Here is a 14,380-nt window from a genome sequence, read left to right as displayed (position 1 = left end):
CGCAGGTCGGGGGCATTGTTACGTTCTCATCATGTCGCCATGGATTCGCCATCACGTGGCATGGCGAGGGTGGCGGCCATGACCTCGAAGACAAGCTCCCGAACGGTTCGTCCCGTCCTCACCGGTGCCCTTCCCCGTGGCCTCCGCCGTGCCGTCCCCGGCGCCACCGCCCGACTGCGCCTGACCGCCCTCGCCGTGCTCCCCGTCCTCGCCTTCTCCACGGCGTGCGGCAGCGGCGACGACAGCGCCGGCGGTGCCGCGAAGAGCGACGAGATCGCCTCGGTCCCGGAGACCACCACCGCCTCGCCGCCCGCGCGGAACGACATCACCCCGAGCACCCGGCCCGCCGGGAAGAGCGCCTTCTACGACGCCCAGACGGACTACGTCCGCTGCATGCGCGTCAAGGGCGGCTACAAGGACTTCCCCGACCCCAAGCTCAGCGGGCACCTCGACTGGGGGAAGGTCGAGGAGATCTCCTCCCTGCCCGGCCAGATGGAGGCCGCCAAGGGCGGCAGGAAGGGCGTCTGCGTCGACGAACTCCAGAAGGTCATGCTGGCGGAGCCCAAGCGGGACCAGCAGAAGGACTACGAGTCGATGCTGGCGCACGCCAAGTGCATGCGGGACAACGGCGTCTCCCGGTTCACCAATCCGACGATGAGCGGCGGCAACGCCCAGCCGGGCGGCGACCCCAACCCCGCGTCCCCGACCATCGACAGCGACTCGCCGGCGTACAAGCAGGCCCGCGAGGCGTGCAAGACGAAGCTGCTCGACGGTCTGGACGGCATGCAGTGAAGCGCCGTACCGCCCTCCGCACCCTCGGCGCGGTGACGGTCGTCGCCGCCGTCACCGGGGGAGTCGTCCTCGTCGGCGACTTCGGACTCCTCGACGCGGGCGCGGGCCGCTCCGGGGCCGCCGGGAAGGGCGGCGATCTGCCGCCCGCCACCGCGACCGTCGTACGGACCGACCTCGTCCAGTCCAAGACCGTCGACGGCAGGCTCGACTTCGCGCAGCGCCGCCCCGTCAAGTCCGCCGTCGACGGCACCGTCACGGTCGCCGCCACCGAGGGCAGGACGCTGACCAGGGGGCAGGCACTGTACGAGCTGAACGACAAGCCCGTCACCCTCCTCTACGGCCCCGTGCCGATGTTCCGCGAGATGAAGACGGGCGACCGGGGCAGCGACGTACTCCAACTGGAGCGCAATCTGCGCGACCTGGGGTACGGAGCCGGGGTCCGCGTCGACACGCGCTACGACAAGGGCACCGAGACGGCGGTCGAGCAGTGGCAGAGGTCGCTGAACCGTGAGCCCACCGGAAGGGTCGGCAGAGGAGACGTCGTCTTCCAGCCCGGCCAGGTCAAGGTGGTCTCCGTCGACGCCGCGCTCGCCGACCAGGTCGGCCCCGGCGAAGCCGTCCTGACCGTCGCCTCCACCAGACCCGTCGTCCGGGCCCACCTGGACCAGACCGACGGCGCGCTCACCGCGGCCGGCACCAAGGTCGAGGTCACCCTGCCCAGCGGGAAGACCGTGGCCGGGCGGGTCGCCGGAACCGTACGCCCCGAGGAGACCGGCTCGGGAGACGGTGCCGCCTCGCAGGAGGGCATCGTCGTCGAGGTCGTCCTCGACGGCGGGGCGCGCGCCGCGTCCGGCGAGGACTCCAAGGCGTCGGCCGGCGTGACGTTCGTCAGCGAGGCCCGCAAGGGAGTCCTCGCGGTTCCCGTCGAGGCGGTTCTCGCCCTGCGCGGCGAGAACGGCGGTTACGGCCTCCAGGTCGTCCAGGGCACCACCACGAGGACGATACGGGTGGAGACGGGCATGACCGCCGACGGGCAGATCGAGGTCAGCGGACCGGACGTGAAGGAAGGCCTGAAGGTCGGAATGGCGGCCTCATGACCCCGGACCGCACCGGGAACCCCGCGGCCCCCGCCGAGGACGCCCAGGCCCGTACCAGGACCGCCGCGGCCCCCGCCGGGAGAGCCGCTGCACCCGTCCCCGTCGTGGAACTGCGGGACGCCACCAAGTCGTACCCCGGCGGTGTCCACGCCCTGCGCGGAGTGAACCTCACCGTCGGCGAGGGCGAACTCCTCGCCGTCGTCGGCCCCTCCGGATCCGGCAAGTCCACGATGCTCCACGTCATGGGCACCCTCGACAAGCCCACCAGCGGCACCGTCCGGATCGCCGGCCACGACGTGTCCCGGCTCTCCGACAACCGCCTCTCCGCACTCCGCGCCCGCCACATCGGCTTCGTGTTCCAGCACTTCCACCTGGCGGCGGGACGCGACGCCGTCGACAACGTCGCCGACGGACTGCTGTACGCGGGCGTGCCGCTGCGGGAACGCCGGACGCGGGCGCGGGCCGCGCTGGACCGGGTACGCCTCGGCCACCGCCACTCCCACACGCCGAACGAGCTGTCCGGCGGCGAGAAGCAGCGCGTGGCCATCGCCCGCGCGCTGGTGGGGGAGCCCCGGCTGCTGCTCGCCGACGAACCCACCGGCGCCCTCGACACCACCTCGGGGGAGATCGTCATGGAGCTGCTGCACGAGCTGAACGCCGCGGGCACCACGATCTGCGTCATCACCCACGACAACGAGATCGCGGACTCGCTGCCGCGCCGGGTCCGCTTCAAGGACGGCGAGATCGTCTCCGACGAGCGCGGTGTCCTTCCCGGGGAAGGAACCGCGCCGTGAAAGACACCCTCAAGCCTTCGCGTCTCTCCGCCGGCGACGTCCTCCGGGTCGGCGCGGTCGGCCTCCGCGCGCGCCGCGCGCGCGTGGTGCTGTCCGCGCTCGGCATCGCCATCGGCATCGCGACCATGGTCGCGGTCGTCGGTCTCTCCGAGTCCAGCCGCGCGGACCTGATGGCCCGGCTCGACCGGCTCGGCACCAACCTCCTCACCGCAGAGGCGGGCAAGGACGCCCTGGGCAAGGAGATCCAACTCCCCAGGAACGCGGTCGCGATGGTCGAGCGCATCGGCCCCGTCCGGCACGCCACCGGAACGGGCGACGTCGACGCCCGGATCCGCCGCAGCGATCTCGTCCCCGAGGAGCGCACCGCCGGCGTCACCACCCAGGCGGTCCGTACCGACCTCCTGGCCGCGCTCGGCGGCGAGGTCGACAAGGGTGCCTGGCTGGACCCGGCCGGCGAACGGCTCCCGGTCACCGTCCTCGGAGCGGTGGCCGCCGACCGGCTCGGCATCACCCGCACCGGCGAGACGATCATGATGAACGACACCCGGGTGGTCGTCGTCGGCATCCTGAAGCCGCTCGAACTGGTCCCGAACCTCGACCGGGTGGCGATGGTCGGATTCCCCGCCGCCGAGCGCCACTTCGGCTTCGACGGTCACCCGACGACGATCTTCGAGCGCTCCACGGACGCCTCGGTGGAGGACGTACGGGCGATCCTGGCCCGCACGATCAGCCCCGGCGGCGAGGCGGGCGTCAAGGTCTCGCGACCCTCCGACGCGCTCGCCGCCAAGGCCGCCACCGACAAGGGCCTGACGACCCTGATGCTGGCCCTGGGCGCGGTGGCGCTCCTGGTCGGCGGTGTCGGCGTCGCCAACACGATGGTCATCTCCGTGCTGGAGCGCCGCCAGGAGATCGGCCTGCGCCGCTCCCTCGGCGCGACCCGCAACGCGATCCGGCTCCAGTTCCTCACCGAGTCACTGCTGTTGTCCGCCCTGGGCGGGGCGGCGGGCGCGCTGCTCGGTGCGGCGGCGACGTACGGCTTCGCGCGGGTCCAGGGCTGGACGGCGGTCGTCCCGCCCTGGTCCCTCGTGGGGGGCCTCGCCGCGACCCTCCTGATCGGGGTGATCGCCGGCCTCTACCCGGCGATCCGCGCCTCCCGCCTCCATCCGACGGTGGCGCTCAACGCGACGTGACCGCGGGGTCGTCGTCGCGCGGGTGCGGGTCCGTGCGCGGGAGGAACCTGGCGGCCTTCCGGGCGAGCACGGAGGCGAAGAACTCGGGTGCGTCGTCCGGGCGCATCCGGGTGAGGGCGACCATGCCGGTGATCACGGCGTCGACCACCTCCTCCTGCACCTGCTCCCAGTCGTGGCTGCGGCCCTTGCGCGGATTCGCCGCCCGGACCCCGATGACCGCCTGCGCGGCCTCGCCCACCTCCTCGGAGAGCTTGAGCACCTGCAGCGTCCACTGCTCCTCCGCCGGGAGTCCCCGCTCGGCGTCGAACTCCGCGAACAGCGCGGCGAGCGAACGGATCGTGTCCCACGGGTCGTCGTCCCTCACGGGTCTCCTCCGGTCTGCGGGCGGTGGCGTGCCGGGCCGCCGTCGGGGGTCGCCAGGGGCAGCCGGCCCCCGGCATGCCCCAGGGGGCGGACTACTTGCCTCGGCGGATGCGGGCGGCCTGCCGCGCCTCGGCCGTCTTACGGGCCTCGGCGGCCTTGCGGGACTCGTTCTTGGCGCGGCCCGGGCGGCCCGGGACGGTGCCCATGCCGCGGAAGGCCGCCCCGCCGCGCTTGGCGCCCTCCTGGCTGGGCGCGGCGCCGTCGACGGGCACGCCCGAGGGGGTACGGGCACCGGTGATGCGGCTCAGGGCGGCCTCGCCTGAGCGGACCTGGGTCACGCTGGGGCGGATGCCCGCGTCCGTCATCAGACGGGCCACCTCACGCCGCTCGTCGGGGGTGACCAGGGTGACGACCACCCCGGACTCGCCGGCGCGAGCGGTGCGTCCGCCGCGGTGCAGATAGTCCTTGTGGTCGGCGGGCGGGTCGACGTTGACGACGAGGTCGAGCTCGTCGACGTGGATGCCGCGCGCGGCCACGTTGGTGGCGACGAGGACCGGGACCTCGCCGGACCTGAAACGGTCCAGGGTGCGGGTCCGCAGCGGCTGGGACTTCCCGCCGTGCAGCGCGGCGGCGCGCACGCCGCTGCCGAGGAGGTGCTTGGTGAAGCGGTCGACGGCCGCCTTGGTCGCCAGGAACATGATGACCCGCCCGTCGCGGGCGGCGATCTCCGTGGCGGTGGCGAACTTGTCGGCGCCGTGCACATGGAGCACGTGGTGGTCCATCGTGGAGACGGTCGCCGCCGACGGGTCGACGGAGTGGACGACCGGGTCCGTGAGGTACCGCTCGACCAGGAGGTCGACGTTGCGGTCGAGCGTGGCGGAGAACAGCATCCGCTGGCCCCCGGCGGGCACCAGGTCGAGGAGCTCGGTGACCTGCGGCATGAAGCCCATGTCGGCCATCTGGTCGGCCTCGTCGAGGACGGTGACGGCCACCCGGTCCAGTCGGCAGTCCTTGCGCTCGACGAGGTCCATGAGCCGGCCCGGCGTGGCGATCAGGACCTCGGCCCCGTCGCGCAGCGCCGTGGCCTGCCGGCCGATCGACATGCCGCCGACGACGGTGGCCAGGCGCAGCTTGAGCGCCCGGGCGAACGGGTCGAGGGCGTCCGTGACCTGCTGGGCCAGTTCGCGCGTGGGCACGAGGACCAGCGCGAGGGGCTTGCGGGCATCGGCGCGCCGGCCGGCGACACGGACCAGCAGGGGCAGGCCGAAGGCGAGGGTCTTGCCGGATCCGGTGCGCCCGCGCCCCAGGACGTCACGGCCCGCGAGGGCGTCGGGCAGGGTCGCGGACTGGATCGGGAACGGCGTGTCGACGCCGAGGCCGGTGAGGACGTCGTGGACCTCGGCCGGCAGATCGAGCTCGGCGAAGGTGGCGGCGGGCGGCAGGGCCGGGGTGCCGGCGGGCAGCGCCGCCCATTCGTCCTCGGTGGAGGTACGGCGTCCCGCCCGGTCCGTACGGGGTGCGCTCTTCGCGCTCTGCGTGTCGTTCGTGTCGTTCATGGGTCCTCCTCGAAACGGTGCGCTTCGAGGAATTCGCGAGGGGCCGCGGGCCCGATGAATTACTGGAACGTACCGAATGCCACGGGCATGCGGTTCCGGCCACGCCGAGGGGATGAAATCGGCGCGGGGTCGGTGAAAAGCCCGGGAATGTTTGAAAAAGCCTGAAAAACGCGACGAGCCGGAGCCCTCACCACACGGGTGAGGACACCGGCCGCGTCGGACGTGTCAACGTCAGGCGGGGAGGATGTTCTCCGCCTGGGGGCCCTTCTGGCCCTGCGTGACGTCGAAGGTCACCTTCTGGCCTTCCTGGAGCTCACGGAAGCCAGAGGTGGCGATGTTGGAGTAGTGGGCGAAGACGTCCGGGCCGCCACCCTCCTGCTCGATGAAGCCGAAGCCCTTTTCAGCGTTGAACCACTTCACGGTGCCGTTAGCCATGTCAATTCTCCTTCGGGGCGTAGCCCTGGGGGCCGCACTGTGCGGACCCCGGAGTCGCCGTGATGATTGCCCCGTCCGGAAAACTGCACCGAAAACACAGAAAGTGCCCGACGATGTCGAATCGTCAAAGGCACTTGTAAGTTTCTTTGGGAACCACGACTGCAACTGCTGTCGACTGTACCACGTCCCCTGGACCCGTGCACGAAATTGCCTCAATTCTCGTGTCGCGCCGAGCGGGAAGGCATTGCCAGGACGAACGTGACCGTCATCAGCAGCGCCCAGGCGCCGAACTTGGCGAGGGACACCGGCTGCCAGCCGTCCAGCTGGTGCGGATAACTCCAGGCGCCGACGTACGTGGCCGCGTTCTCCGCGACCCAGAGGAAGAAACCGATCAGGACGAACGACAGGGCCAGTGGCATCCGGTGGTCCCGGTCGCCCACCCGGAACCGCACCCAGGTCCCCGCCGTCGCCACGAGCAGCAGCGCCGCCAGGGCCCAGCGGGCGTCGGGCAGCCAGTGGTGGCTGAAGAAGTTCACGTACACCGCGGCGGCCAGCGCGGCCGTCGCGCGCGGCCGGTAGCCCGTCAGCCGCAGGTCGAACAGGCGCCGGGCCCGGCAGACGTAACTGCCGAGCGCCGCGTACAGGAATCCGCCGTACAGCGGCACTCCGCCGATCTTCGTCAGCGCCTCCTCCGGGTAACTCCACGAGCCCATCCGCACCTTCACCAACTCGAAGAGCAGGCCCGTGGCGTGGCAGGCGGCGATCACCGCGATGTCCCGCCCGGTGTCCCAGCCGACCTTCCAGGCCACGACGGTGAGGCCGATGCCGTACAGCAGCAGCAGGTCGTAGCGGGCGATCGGCAGCTCGGGCAGCAGGGACGAGACGGCGATCCCCCCGACGAGCGCGACGGCGAAGGCGCAGGGCGGGGGGGGGGGGGGGGGGGGGCACGGGGGAGGGGCCGGCGCCGCCCCCCCGGGGAAGGGGGGGGGGGCCCGCCCGTGCCGGTGGGCGGTCGGAGATCAGACCGCCGGGGCCGGGAAGGTCGGGTACTCCACGCCGGAGACGTGCTGGACGACCCGGATCACCTGGCACGAGTAGCCGAACTCGTTGTCGTACCACAGGTAGAGGATCGCGTTGTCGCCGTCGACCTTGGTCGCGCCGGCGTCGACGATCGACGCGTGGCGCGAGCCCACGAAGTCCATCGAGACCGCGTCGGGGGCCGTGGTGAAGTCGATCTGACGCTTGAGCGGCGAGTGCAGCGAGACGTCGCGGAGGTACTCGAGGACCTCGTCGCGGGTGGTCTCGCGGCCCAGGCGCAGGCTCAGGATGGCGATCGAGACGTCCGGGACGGGGACGCGGATCGAGCTGCCCGTGATCGGGGCCTTGAGGTCCGGCAGCGCCTTGGCGACGGCCGAGGCGGCACCGGTCTCGGTGATCACCATGTTGAGCGGCGCGGAACGGCCGCGGCGGTCCGCCTTGTGGTAGTTGTCCAGGAGGTTCTGGTCGTTCGTGAACGAGTGGACCGTCTCCACGTGACCGCGGAGCACGCCGTACTCGTCGTCCATCGCCTTCAGCGGCGGCACGATCGCGTTGGTGGTGCAGGAGGCGCAGGAGAGGATCTGCTCGTCCGGCTTGATCGTGTCGTGGTTGACGCCGTGCACGATGTTCGGCACGTCACCCTTGCCGGGCGCGGTCAGGACGACCTTGTCGATGCCGGGGCGCAGGTGCTTCGACAGGCCCTCGCGGTCGCGCCACTTGCCGGTGTTGTCGATGAGGATGGCGTTCTCGATGCCGTACGCCGTGTAGTCGACCTCGGAGGGGTCGTTGGCGTAGATCACCTTGATCGTGTTGCCGTTGGCGACGATCGTGCTGTTCGCCTCGTCGACCGTGATCGTGCCCTGGAACTGGCCGTGGATCGAGTCGCGGCGCAGCAGCGAGGCGCGCTTCACCAGATCCTGCTCGCCGCCGCCGCGGACGACGATCGCGCGCAGGCGCAGACCGTTGCCCGAGCCGGCCTTCTCGATGAGGAGGCGGGCGACGAGGCGGCCGATGCGGCCGAAGCCGTAGAGGACGACGTCGCGTCCGTCGCGGCGCTCGATCTTGTTCTCACCGGTCGCACCGGCGACGGCCTCGGCGGTGAACTCCTCCACCGTGAGACCGCGGTTGTCGGTCTTGTACTCGGCGGCCAGCATGCCGATGTCGATCTGGGACGGGCCGAGATCGAGGGTGGTGAGCGTCTGGAGGAACGGAAGCGTCTCGGTGACCGACAGCTCCTCGCCGGCGATCTGGCGGGCGAACCGGTGGGTCTTGAGGATGCTGACCACCGACTTGTTCACCAGGGAGCGGCTGTGGACCAGGACGGTGATGTCCTGCTCCCGGTGCAGCTTCCCGATGATCGGGATCATCGACTCCGCGATCTCCTCGCGGTTCTTCCAGCTGGTGAACGAGTCGTCATTGACAGTCACAAGTTTATCTTTCGAGCTAGGCGGCGCTCATATGGTAACCCCCGGCCTGTTTGATCAATCAAAGGGGTGTCCAAGGTCACGGCCCGCGCGACGGCGCCAGGGGCGCGGTCACGGGAAGGCGAGGGTCCGGAACACCTCCCTGACGCGGGCCAGGGGGCCGGGATCCCGGGTCAGGTGGAGGCGGTTGGTGAGCAGGACCGCCCAGCGGTCCCGGGCCGGCGAGACCCACATGCCGGTGCCGGTGAAGCCGAAGTGGGACCAGACGTCGTCCGCGGGCGCCGTGCCGGGCGCCGGGTGCCAGAACAGGCCGCGGGGAGGTTCCAGGCCGCCGGTGTGGACACGGAGCGAGCCGGCCGTCCACTCGGCGGAGAACGTGCCGGGCACCGGGGCGAGGAGGTGGCGCAGGAAGCGTCCGACGTCGCCGGCGGTCGTGAAGACCCCCGCGATCCCGCAGGCGCCGCCGAGCAGCCGGGCCGAGAAGTCGTGGACGGTGCCCCTGAGGTGCCGGCCGCTCTCCTCGTCGTACTCGGTGGGCGCGCACCGCTCCCTGAGCGCGGCGGGCAGCGGACCGTACCGGGTCTCCGTCATCCCGAGCGGGGTCCAGATCCGCTCCTCGGCGAGCCGGGGGAGCGGACGGCGGGTGAGGTGCTCGGCGAGGTAGCCGAGGATCAGGGCTGCCCGGTCGGTGTACGCGACGGCCTCCCCCGGCCGGTGCCGGAGCCGCTCGGCGAGGACGCCGTCCCGCACGTCCTGCGGATCGGAGCCGTACAGGTGCCGGAGGTTGGCCCGGAGCGGCATGCCCGCGGTGTGGGTGAGGAGGTGATGTGCCGTCACATCGGCGAGCGGGCGCCCCGCCGCCGCCGGCCAGTACCGGCCCAGCGGGGCCGACAGGTCGAGCTTCCCGGCGTCGACGAGGGTGCCGACGACCGCCCAGACGGCCAGAATCTTGGTGAGGCTGGCGACGTCGAAGAGGGTGTCGTCCCGCATCGGTCCGGTGGGGTCCGCCGGGTCGAGCAGGCCGACGGCCCCCGCCGACAGGGTCGTACGGGCGTCGCCCACGGCCCACACCATGCCGGGGCAGACGCCCGCGCTCACGGCGTCGGCGAGGAGCCGCTCGAAGGGGTCGCTGCATGGCGCCAAGGCGGGCCTCCGGACGGTTGAGGGCGGCCCTGGCCTGGTGGGCCGTGCTCCGGAGTCATGCCCCGGCCGTGCGGGAAGACACCCTTCCGGCCGTCCGTCTCCCCGCCGGTCACCTGGCGTCCGTCTCCTCGGCGGGCTCGTCGACCGGCTTGCAGGTGACCTCGTCGCGCGGGGTGTAGTGGGTCTTGAACGTCTCCCGCTTCACCTCGGCGCCGTCGTTCTTGAAGACCCGGTCGACCGAGATGTCGAAACCCTCCAGGGGCGGCTGCGGCACACAGGCCTTGCCGGTGCCCTCGGCCTTCTTCGGCTTCGTGAGGTTGGTGCGCTCCCCGGCGACCGCCTCCACGGAGTCGTACTTCTTCGTCCCGAGGAAGCTCACGGTGACGGACGAGTCCGTCGCGCCGGCCTTGATGTAGATCGGCTTCCCGGTGTCGTTGCGGAACTTCAGGTCGAGCTGGCCCCAGGCGACGGTCGCCTCGCGGCCCGCCGGGTAGCGCTCGATGTAGAAGGAGTGGGCGCCGTACTCGACGGGCTTCACCCCGGCGAAGAACATGGCGTTGAACATGGTGGTGGCCATCGCCGACACACCGCCGCCGGGCGCGGAACGGTACTGGCCGTCCAGGATCATCGTGCCGTCGACGAAGCCGTTGTCCGGGGTGCGCTCGCCGACCGTCCTGTTGAAGCTCCACACCTCGCCCGGCTGCACGATCGAACCGTTGATCAGCTCGGCGGCCCGGCCGATGTTCGTCGTCCGGTACGGAGCGCTCGGGAAGTTCACCGTGAACGTCGACATCTGCTCGGTGATCCCGAGACGCGCGAGGGAGCCGGACGTCAGCTCGGGCTGGGTGACCGTCGTCGTGACGGCGGCGGTGCGCGCGGCGGCGCCCGACCGGGTCAGCAGCGGGCGCACGGCGTCGCCGAGGGCCTTCGCGGTCACCTCGTGCCCCGGCCGGCCCTCCGACTCCACGACGACCTTGCCGTCCCGCACGCCGAGGGTCGCCTCGACGGGCGCGCCCGTCAGGGAGGAGATCGGGTCCGCCACGTCCGGGTCGCGCAGCAGTGCCTCGGCGTCGAGGTCGGCGGCCAGCCGGCCGTTCTCGTTCTTCACGGTGAGGTGGTCGCCGAGCGTCGCGGCGGAGATCCGCAGGCGGTCCGCGCCCGCGGTCAGCGTCACAGGTCCCGAGACGGCGGGGTTCGCGTACGTGTCGAGGAAGCGGGTCACCTCGGCCGCCGGCAGCTTCGGCTCGGTCACGGCGACGGGGAGCGTGACGGGCGAGGCGCCGGTGGTGGGGTAGGCGGCGCGCAGGGTCTCGACGGCCTTGCCCGTGTCCAGCTTCTGGCCGGCGACGGGACGGGTCGCGACGGCCTTGCCCTCGCGGAAGGCCACGGACCCCTCGCGCACCGCGCGGTCGTTCTTCTTGGCCAGCTCGGCCACGGTGGCGTTCGCCTTGTCCGCGTCGTACGCCAGGACCGGCTGGATCTCGCGGTCGCCGGACGAGAAGAGCCGCCCGATGACGGTGAACGGGTCGCGAGAGGGATCGGCCGCCAGCTCGGCGGTCTTCGCCAGGTCCACGGTGAGGCCCGCGGACGCCGGCGTCACGGTCGAGGCGCCGTCGCCGACCCGCACGGGTATCGGCGCGCTCCACGCGGCCGGGGCCTCGGCCGCCAGCTTGGCCTCGGCGTCGGCGCGGCTCATGCCGCCGATGTCCACGCCGCCGACGCGGGTGCCGGCGGATATGTCGTCGCCGGTGGCGACGAGCCCCGCCACGTACAGGCCGCCCGCGGCGACGGCGACCACACCCGTCGCGATCGCCGCTGTCCGGAGACGCGGACGGCGCCCCTCGCGGGGCGTCGGGGCATGGTGGGTCGTGGAGCGGGGCACGCGCTCTCCCGTGGCGTCGAGGTTCAGGGGAACACCTGACGGTACGCCGAAAGAGTGTCTTATGCACATAAGGGGGGTTTGACCTGCGGGGATACGGAGAGGGGCGGAGGCGGTACGGAGAGTGCCGGATCCGGGTGCACCCCGCCCCGCCCGCCTAAGCTGGACCGATGCCTGCCCCGTCCCCGAGCCCCGGGCCCCAGTCCGTCGACCGGGCCCTCGCCGTCCTCGACGCCGTCGCCGACGCCGACCGGCCCGTCGGGGCGAAGGCGCTGGCCAGGCACCTCGGCTGCGCCCTCTCGACCGTCTACCACCTCACCGGGCCCCTCCTCGCGCGCGGCTACCTCGTCCGTACCGCCGAGGGGTACGCCCCCGGGCCCCGCGTCCCGGCCCTGCACCGCTCCCACCAGCGGCACCACGGACTCGGCGCCGGCACCGGCGAACTCCTCGGCCGGCTGCGGCGGGCCACGGGCGCGGAGGCCTACCACACCGCCTACCGCGACGGCCTGATCACCGTCGTCGACACCACCGCCCCGGTCACCGACACCGCCCACCCCTTCGTGCCGGGCCCCGAACAGCGGGCCCACGCGACCGCCCACGGCAAGGCCCTGCTCGCCGCGCTGCCGCGCCCGCTGCGCCGCCGCTACCTCGCCGAGCACGGGATGGCCCGTTTCACCGAGCGGACGATCACCAGCGCCGACCGCTTCGAGGCCGAGGTCGACCGGGTGCGCGGGCAGGGCGTGGCCGTGTCCGTGGGCGAGGCGGACCTCGCGTACACCTGTCTCGCCGTCGCGCTGCCCGAGCGCGGCGACGGCATCGTGCACGCCCTGTCCGTCTCGCTGCCGACCGCCGACTTCGGGCGGCGGCAGGGCGAGATCCGTGCGGCGCTCACCCGTGCCGTACCGGAGTTTCCGGCCCTGCCGGAATCCTGACCGGCCCGACTGGCCGCGCGGGCCGGGGCGCCGCAGGCTTGCCGCATGATCTTCATCGCCGTACGTTTCACCGCCCGCCCCGACCACGCCGACCGCTGGCTCGACCTGGTGGCCGACTTCACCCGCGCCACCCGCGAGGAGCCCGGCAACCTCTTCTTCGACTGGTCCCGCAGCGTCGACGACCCCCACGTCTTCGTCCTCCTGGAGGCCTTCGCGGACGCCGCGGCGGGAGCGGCCCACGTCGCCTCCCCGCACTTCAAGGCCGGTCTCGAAGCCATGGCCGGAGCCATCGCCACCACCCCCGAGATCATCAACGTCGAGGTCCCGCAGCAGGGCTGGGGTGCCATGGCGGAGCTCGCCCCGACCGACGCCTGAGCGTTCCCGGGACCGCCGCCCGACGGATCCGCCGACCGCCGCCCGCGCCTGCCCGGGGTCCTTCCGCCGCGCCCCCGGGACGGCCTCGCCCCGCCTGATAGGTTCGCGTGCACACGCAGGCGGGGGCGGCGGCCCGAGGGGAGAAGCGGCACATGGCGGTGAGCGGGCGGCAGACCGGCAGGCCCACCCTTGAGGAGGTCGCGGCCAGGGCCGGAGTCGGCCGCGGCACCGTCTCCCGGGTCATCAACGGCTCCCCCCGGGTGAGCGAACAGGCCAAGGCCGCCGTCGAGCAGGCCGTCGCCGAACTCGGCTACGTGCCCAACCGCGCCGCCCGCGCCCTGGCGGGAAGCCGGACCGACGCCGTCGCGCTCGTCATCCCCGAGACCGAGGCCCGGCTCTTCGCGGAGCCGTACTTCCTCGACATCATCCGCGGCGTCAGCAGCGAACTCGCCGACGCGGACAAGCAGTTGCTGCTCACCCTGATCCGCAGCGAACAGGAGCGGCAGCGCTTCGAGCAGTACCTCGCCGCCCAGCGCGTCGACGGTGTCCTCCTCGTCTCCGTGCACGCCGCCGACCCCCTGCCCGACCAGGTCCGCGCCCTCGGCCTGCCCGCCGTCCTCAACGGCCGCCGCACCGAGGACGAGCGCGTCGCCTTCGTCGACTCCGACAACACCGGCGCCGGCCGGACCGCCGTCGCCCATCTCGCCGCGCGCGGCCGCCGCGCCGTCGCCACGATCACCGGACCGCTCGACATGTACGTGGCCCGCTGCCGTCTCGACGGCTACCGGGAAGGCCTCGCGGAGGCCGGACTCCCCGCCGACGACGGGCTCGTCGCCACCGGGGACTTCACCGAGGAGGGCGGGCGGCGCGCCATGCGTCGACTCCTGGACCGCAGGCCTGACCTGGACGCCGTCTTCGCCGCCTCCGACGTCATGGCCGCGGGCGCGCGCGGCGTCCTGCGCGAGGCGGGCCGCCGGGTCCCCGAGGACGTGGCGCTCGTCGGCGTCGACGACTCGGCCGTCGCCCGGCACATGGACCCGCCGCTGACCAGCGTCCGGCAGCCCATCGAGGAGATGGGCCGCACCATGGCCCGGCTGCTGCTCCAGGAGATCGCCGCGCCCAGCGAGCCGGACGAGCAGCCCCGGCAGATGCTCCCGACGGAGCTCGTGGTCCGCGCCTCCTCCTGACGCGGAGCCCCTGCGGCCGCCTCCTCCTGACGCGGAGCCACCCCGCCCTCGTCCGCGCTCCGGTCCCCACGCGACCGGCTCCGAGATGCAGGTGTCCCGGGCGCCCCGGAGAATGGACACCGTACGGGGTCCCATCCGCGAACAGGGCGCTTCCGACAGCGTCCGTCCGACCCGG

13 protein-coding genes and 1 pseudogene are annotated in these 14,380 nt (G+C 72.6%); 7 read left to right on the top strand and 7 right to left on the bottom strand.

From position 1 onward, the window contains the following. Positions 1–78: 78 nt before the first annotated feature. Genes IF00_RS0118425 through IF00_RS0118410 form a run of 4 tightly spaced genes read left to right on the top strand, consistent with a single transcriptional unit; the run spans position 79 to position 3,873 of the window. Positions 79–792, top strand: coding sequence for a hypothetical protein (locus tag IF00_RS0118425; protein ID WP_245234562.1), 714 nt, complete (start codon positions 79–81; stop codon positions 790–792). Continuing rightward, the gene (locus IF00_RS0118420; protein WP_030319377.1) at positions 789–1,889 is read left to right on the top strand and encodes a peptidoglycan-binding protein; all 1,101 of its coding nucleotides are present in this window, start codon (positions 789–791) and stop codon (positions 1,887–1,889) included. Before IF00_RS0118425 ends, IF00_RS0118420 begins: the two co-directional genes overlap by 4 nt. Then, a complete protein-coding gene (locus IF00_RS0118415) occupies positions 1,886–2,683 on the top strand; it encodes an ABC transporter ATP-binding protein (RefSeq protein WP_078944749.1) in 798 nt (265 codons plus the stop codon). Before IF00_RS0118420 ends, IF00_RS0118415 begins: the two co-directional genes overlap by 4 nt. Then, positions 2,680–3,873 (top strand): ABC transporter permease, encoded by a 1,194-nt coding sequence (locus tag IF00_RS0118410; protein ID WP_030319375.1) that lies wholly within the window; start codon positions 2,680–2,682, stop codon positions 3,871–3,873. The genes IF00_RS0118415 and IF00_RS0118410 overlap by 4 nt, the downstream gene beginning before the upstream one ends. Here the strand turns inward: IF00_RS0118410 and IF00_RS41360 are convergent. The 7 genes and pseudogenes from IF00_RS41360 to IF00_RS0118375 form a co-directional block, all read right to left on the bottom strand. Then, positions 3,860–4,237 (bottom strand): MazG-like family protein, encoded by a 378-nt coding sequence (locus tag IF00_RS41360; protein WP_037638529.1) that lies wholly within the window; start codon positions 4,235–4,237, stop codon positions 3,860–3,862. The two genes, IF00_RS0118410 and IF00_RS41360, sit on opposite strands and share 14 nt — an antisense overlap. Positions 4,238–4,328: 91 nt before the next feature. Beyond that, complete coding sequence (locus tag IF00_RS0118400; RefSeq protein WP_037638527.1) at positions 4,329–5,792, bottom strand: DEAD/DEAH box helicase; 1,464 nt, start codon at positions 5,790–5,792, stop codon at positions 4,329–4,331. 231 nt (positions 5,793–6,023) lie between these two features. Further along, on the bottom strand, positions 6,024–6,227 hold the full coding sequence (locus tag IF00_RS0118395) for a cold-shock protein (protein ID WP_030218719.1): 204 nt from the start codon (positions 6,225–6,227) through the stop codon (positions 6,024–6,026). A 212-nt stretch (positions 6,228–6,439) separates the two neighbouring features. Then, a pseudogene (locus tag IF00_RS0118390) lies at positions 6,440–7,147 on the bottom strand (DUF817 domain-containing protein); the annotation flags it as partial. Between the two features lie 99 nt (positions 7,148–7,246). Then, positions 7,247–8,692 carry a glyceraldehyde-3-phosphate dehydrogenase gene (locus IF00_RS0118385; RefSeq protein ID WP_030319367.1) on the bottom strand — a complete coding sequence of 482 codons (1,446 nt, stop codon included), beginning with the start codon at positions 8,690–8,692 and terminating at the stop codon, positions 7,247–7,249. A gap of 108 nt (positions 8,693–8,800) precedes the next feature. After that, positions 8,801–9,832, bottom strand: coding sequence for a serine hydrolase domain-containing protein (locus IF00_RS0118380; RefSeq protein ID WP_030319366.1), 1,032 nt, complete (start codon positions 9,830–9,832; stop codon positions 8,801–8,803). A 109-nt stretch (positions 9,833–9,941) separates the two neighbouring features. After that, positions 9,942–11,714, bottom strand: coding sequence for a VanW family protein (locus IF00_RS0118375; protein WP_078944748.1), 1,773 nt, complete (start codon positions 11,712–11,714; stop codon positions 9,942–9,944). Positions 11,715–11,881: 167 nt separating this feature from the next. Here IF00_RS0118375 and IF00_RS0118365 point away from each other — a divergent pair, with 167 nt between their 5' ends. From IF00_RS0118365 to IF00_RS0118355, 3 genes are all read left to right on the top strand, one after another. After that, the gene (locus IF00_RS0118365) at positions 11,882–12,643 is read left to right on the top strand and encodes an IclR family transcriptional regulator (protein WP_030319363.1); all 762 of its coding nucleotides are present in this window, start codon (positions 11,882–11,884) and stop codon (positions 12,641–12,643) included. A 45-nt stretch (positions 12,644–12,688) separates the two neighbouring features. Beyond that, positions 12,689–13,018 carry a putative quinol monooxygenase gene (locus IF00_RS0118360; RefSeq protein WP_030319361.1) on the top strand — a complete coding sequence of 110 codons (330 nt, stop codon included), beginning with the start codon at positions 12,689–12,691 and terminating at the stop codon, positions 13,016–13,018. 152 nt (positions 13,019–13,170) lie between these two features. Beyond that, positions 13,171–14,205 carry a LacI family DNA-binding transcriptional regulator gene (locus IF00_RS0118355; RefSeq protein WP_030319359.1) on the top strand — a complete coding sequence of 345 codons (1,035 nt, stop codon included), beginning with the start codon at positions 13,171–13,173 and terminating at the stop codon, positions 14,203–14,205. Positions 14,206–14,380: the final 175 nt, after the last annotated feature.

The organism is Streptomyces flavochromogenes, assembly GCF_000717595.1.
GTDB lineage: Bacteria > Actinomycetota > Actinomycetes > Streptomycetales > Streptomycetaceae > Streptomyces > Streptomyces flavochromogenes.
Note: the sequence above shows the minus strand (reverse complement) of the source record. Positions and strands in the feature narration are given on the sequence as shown.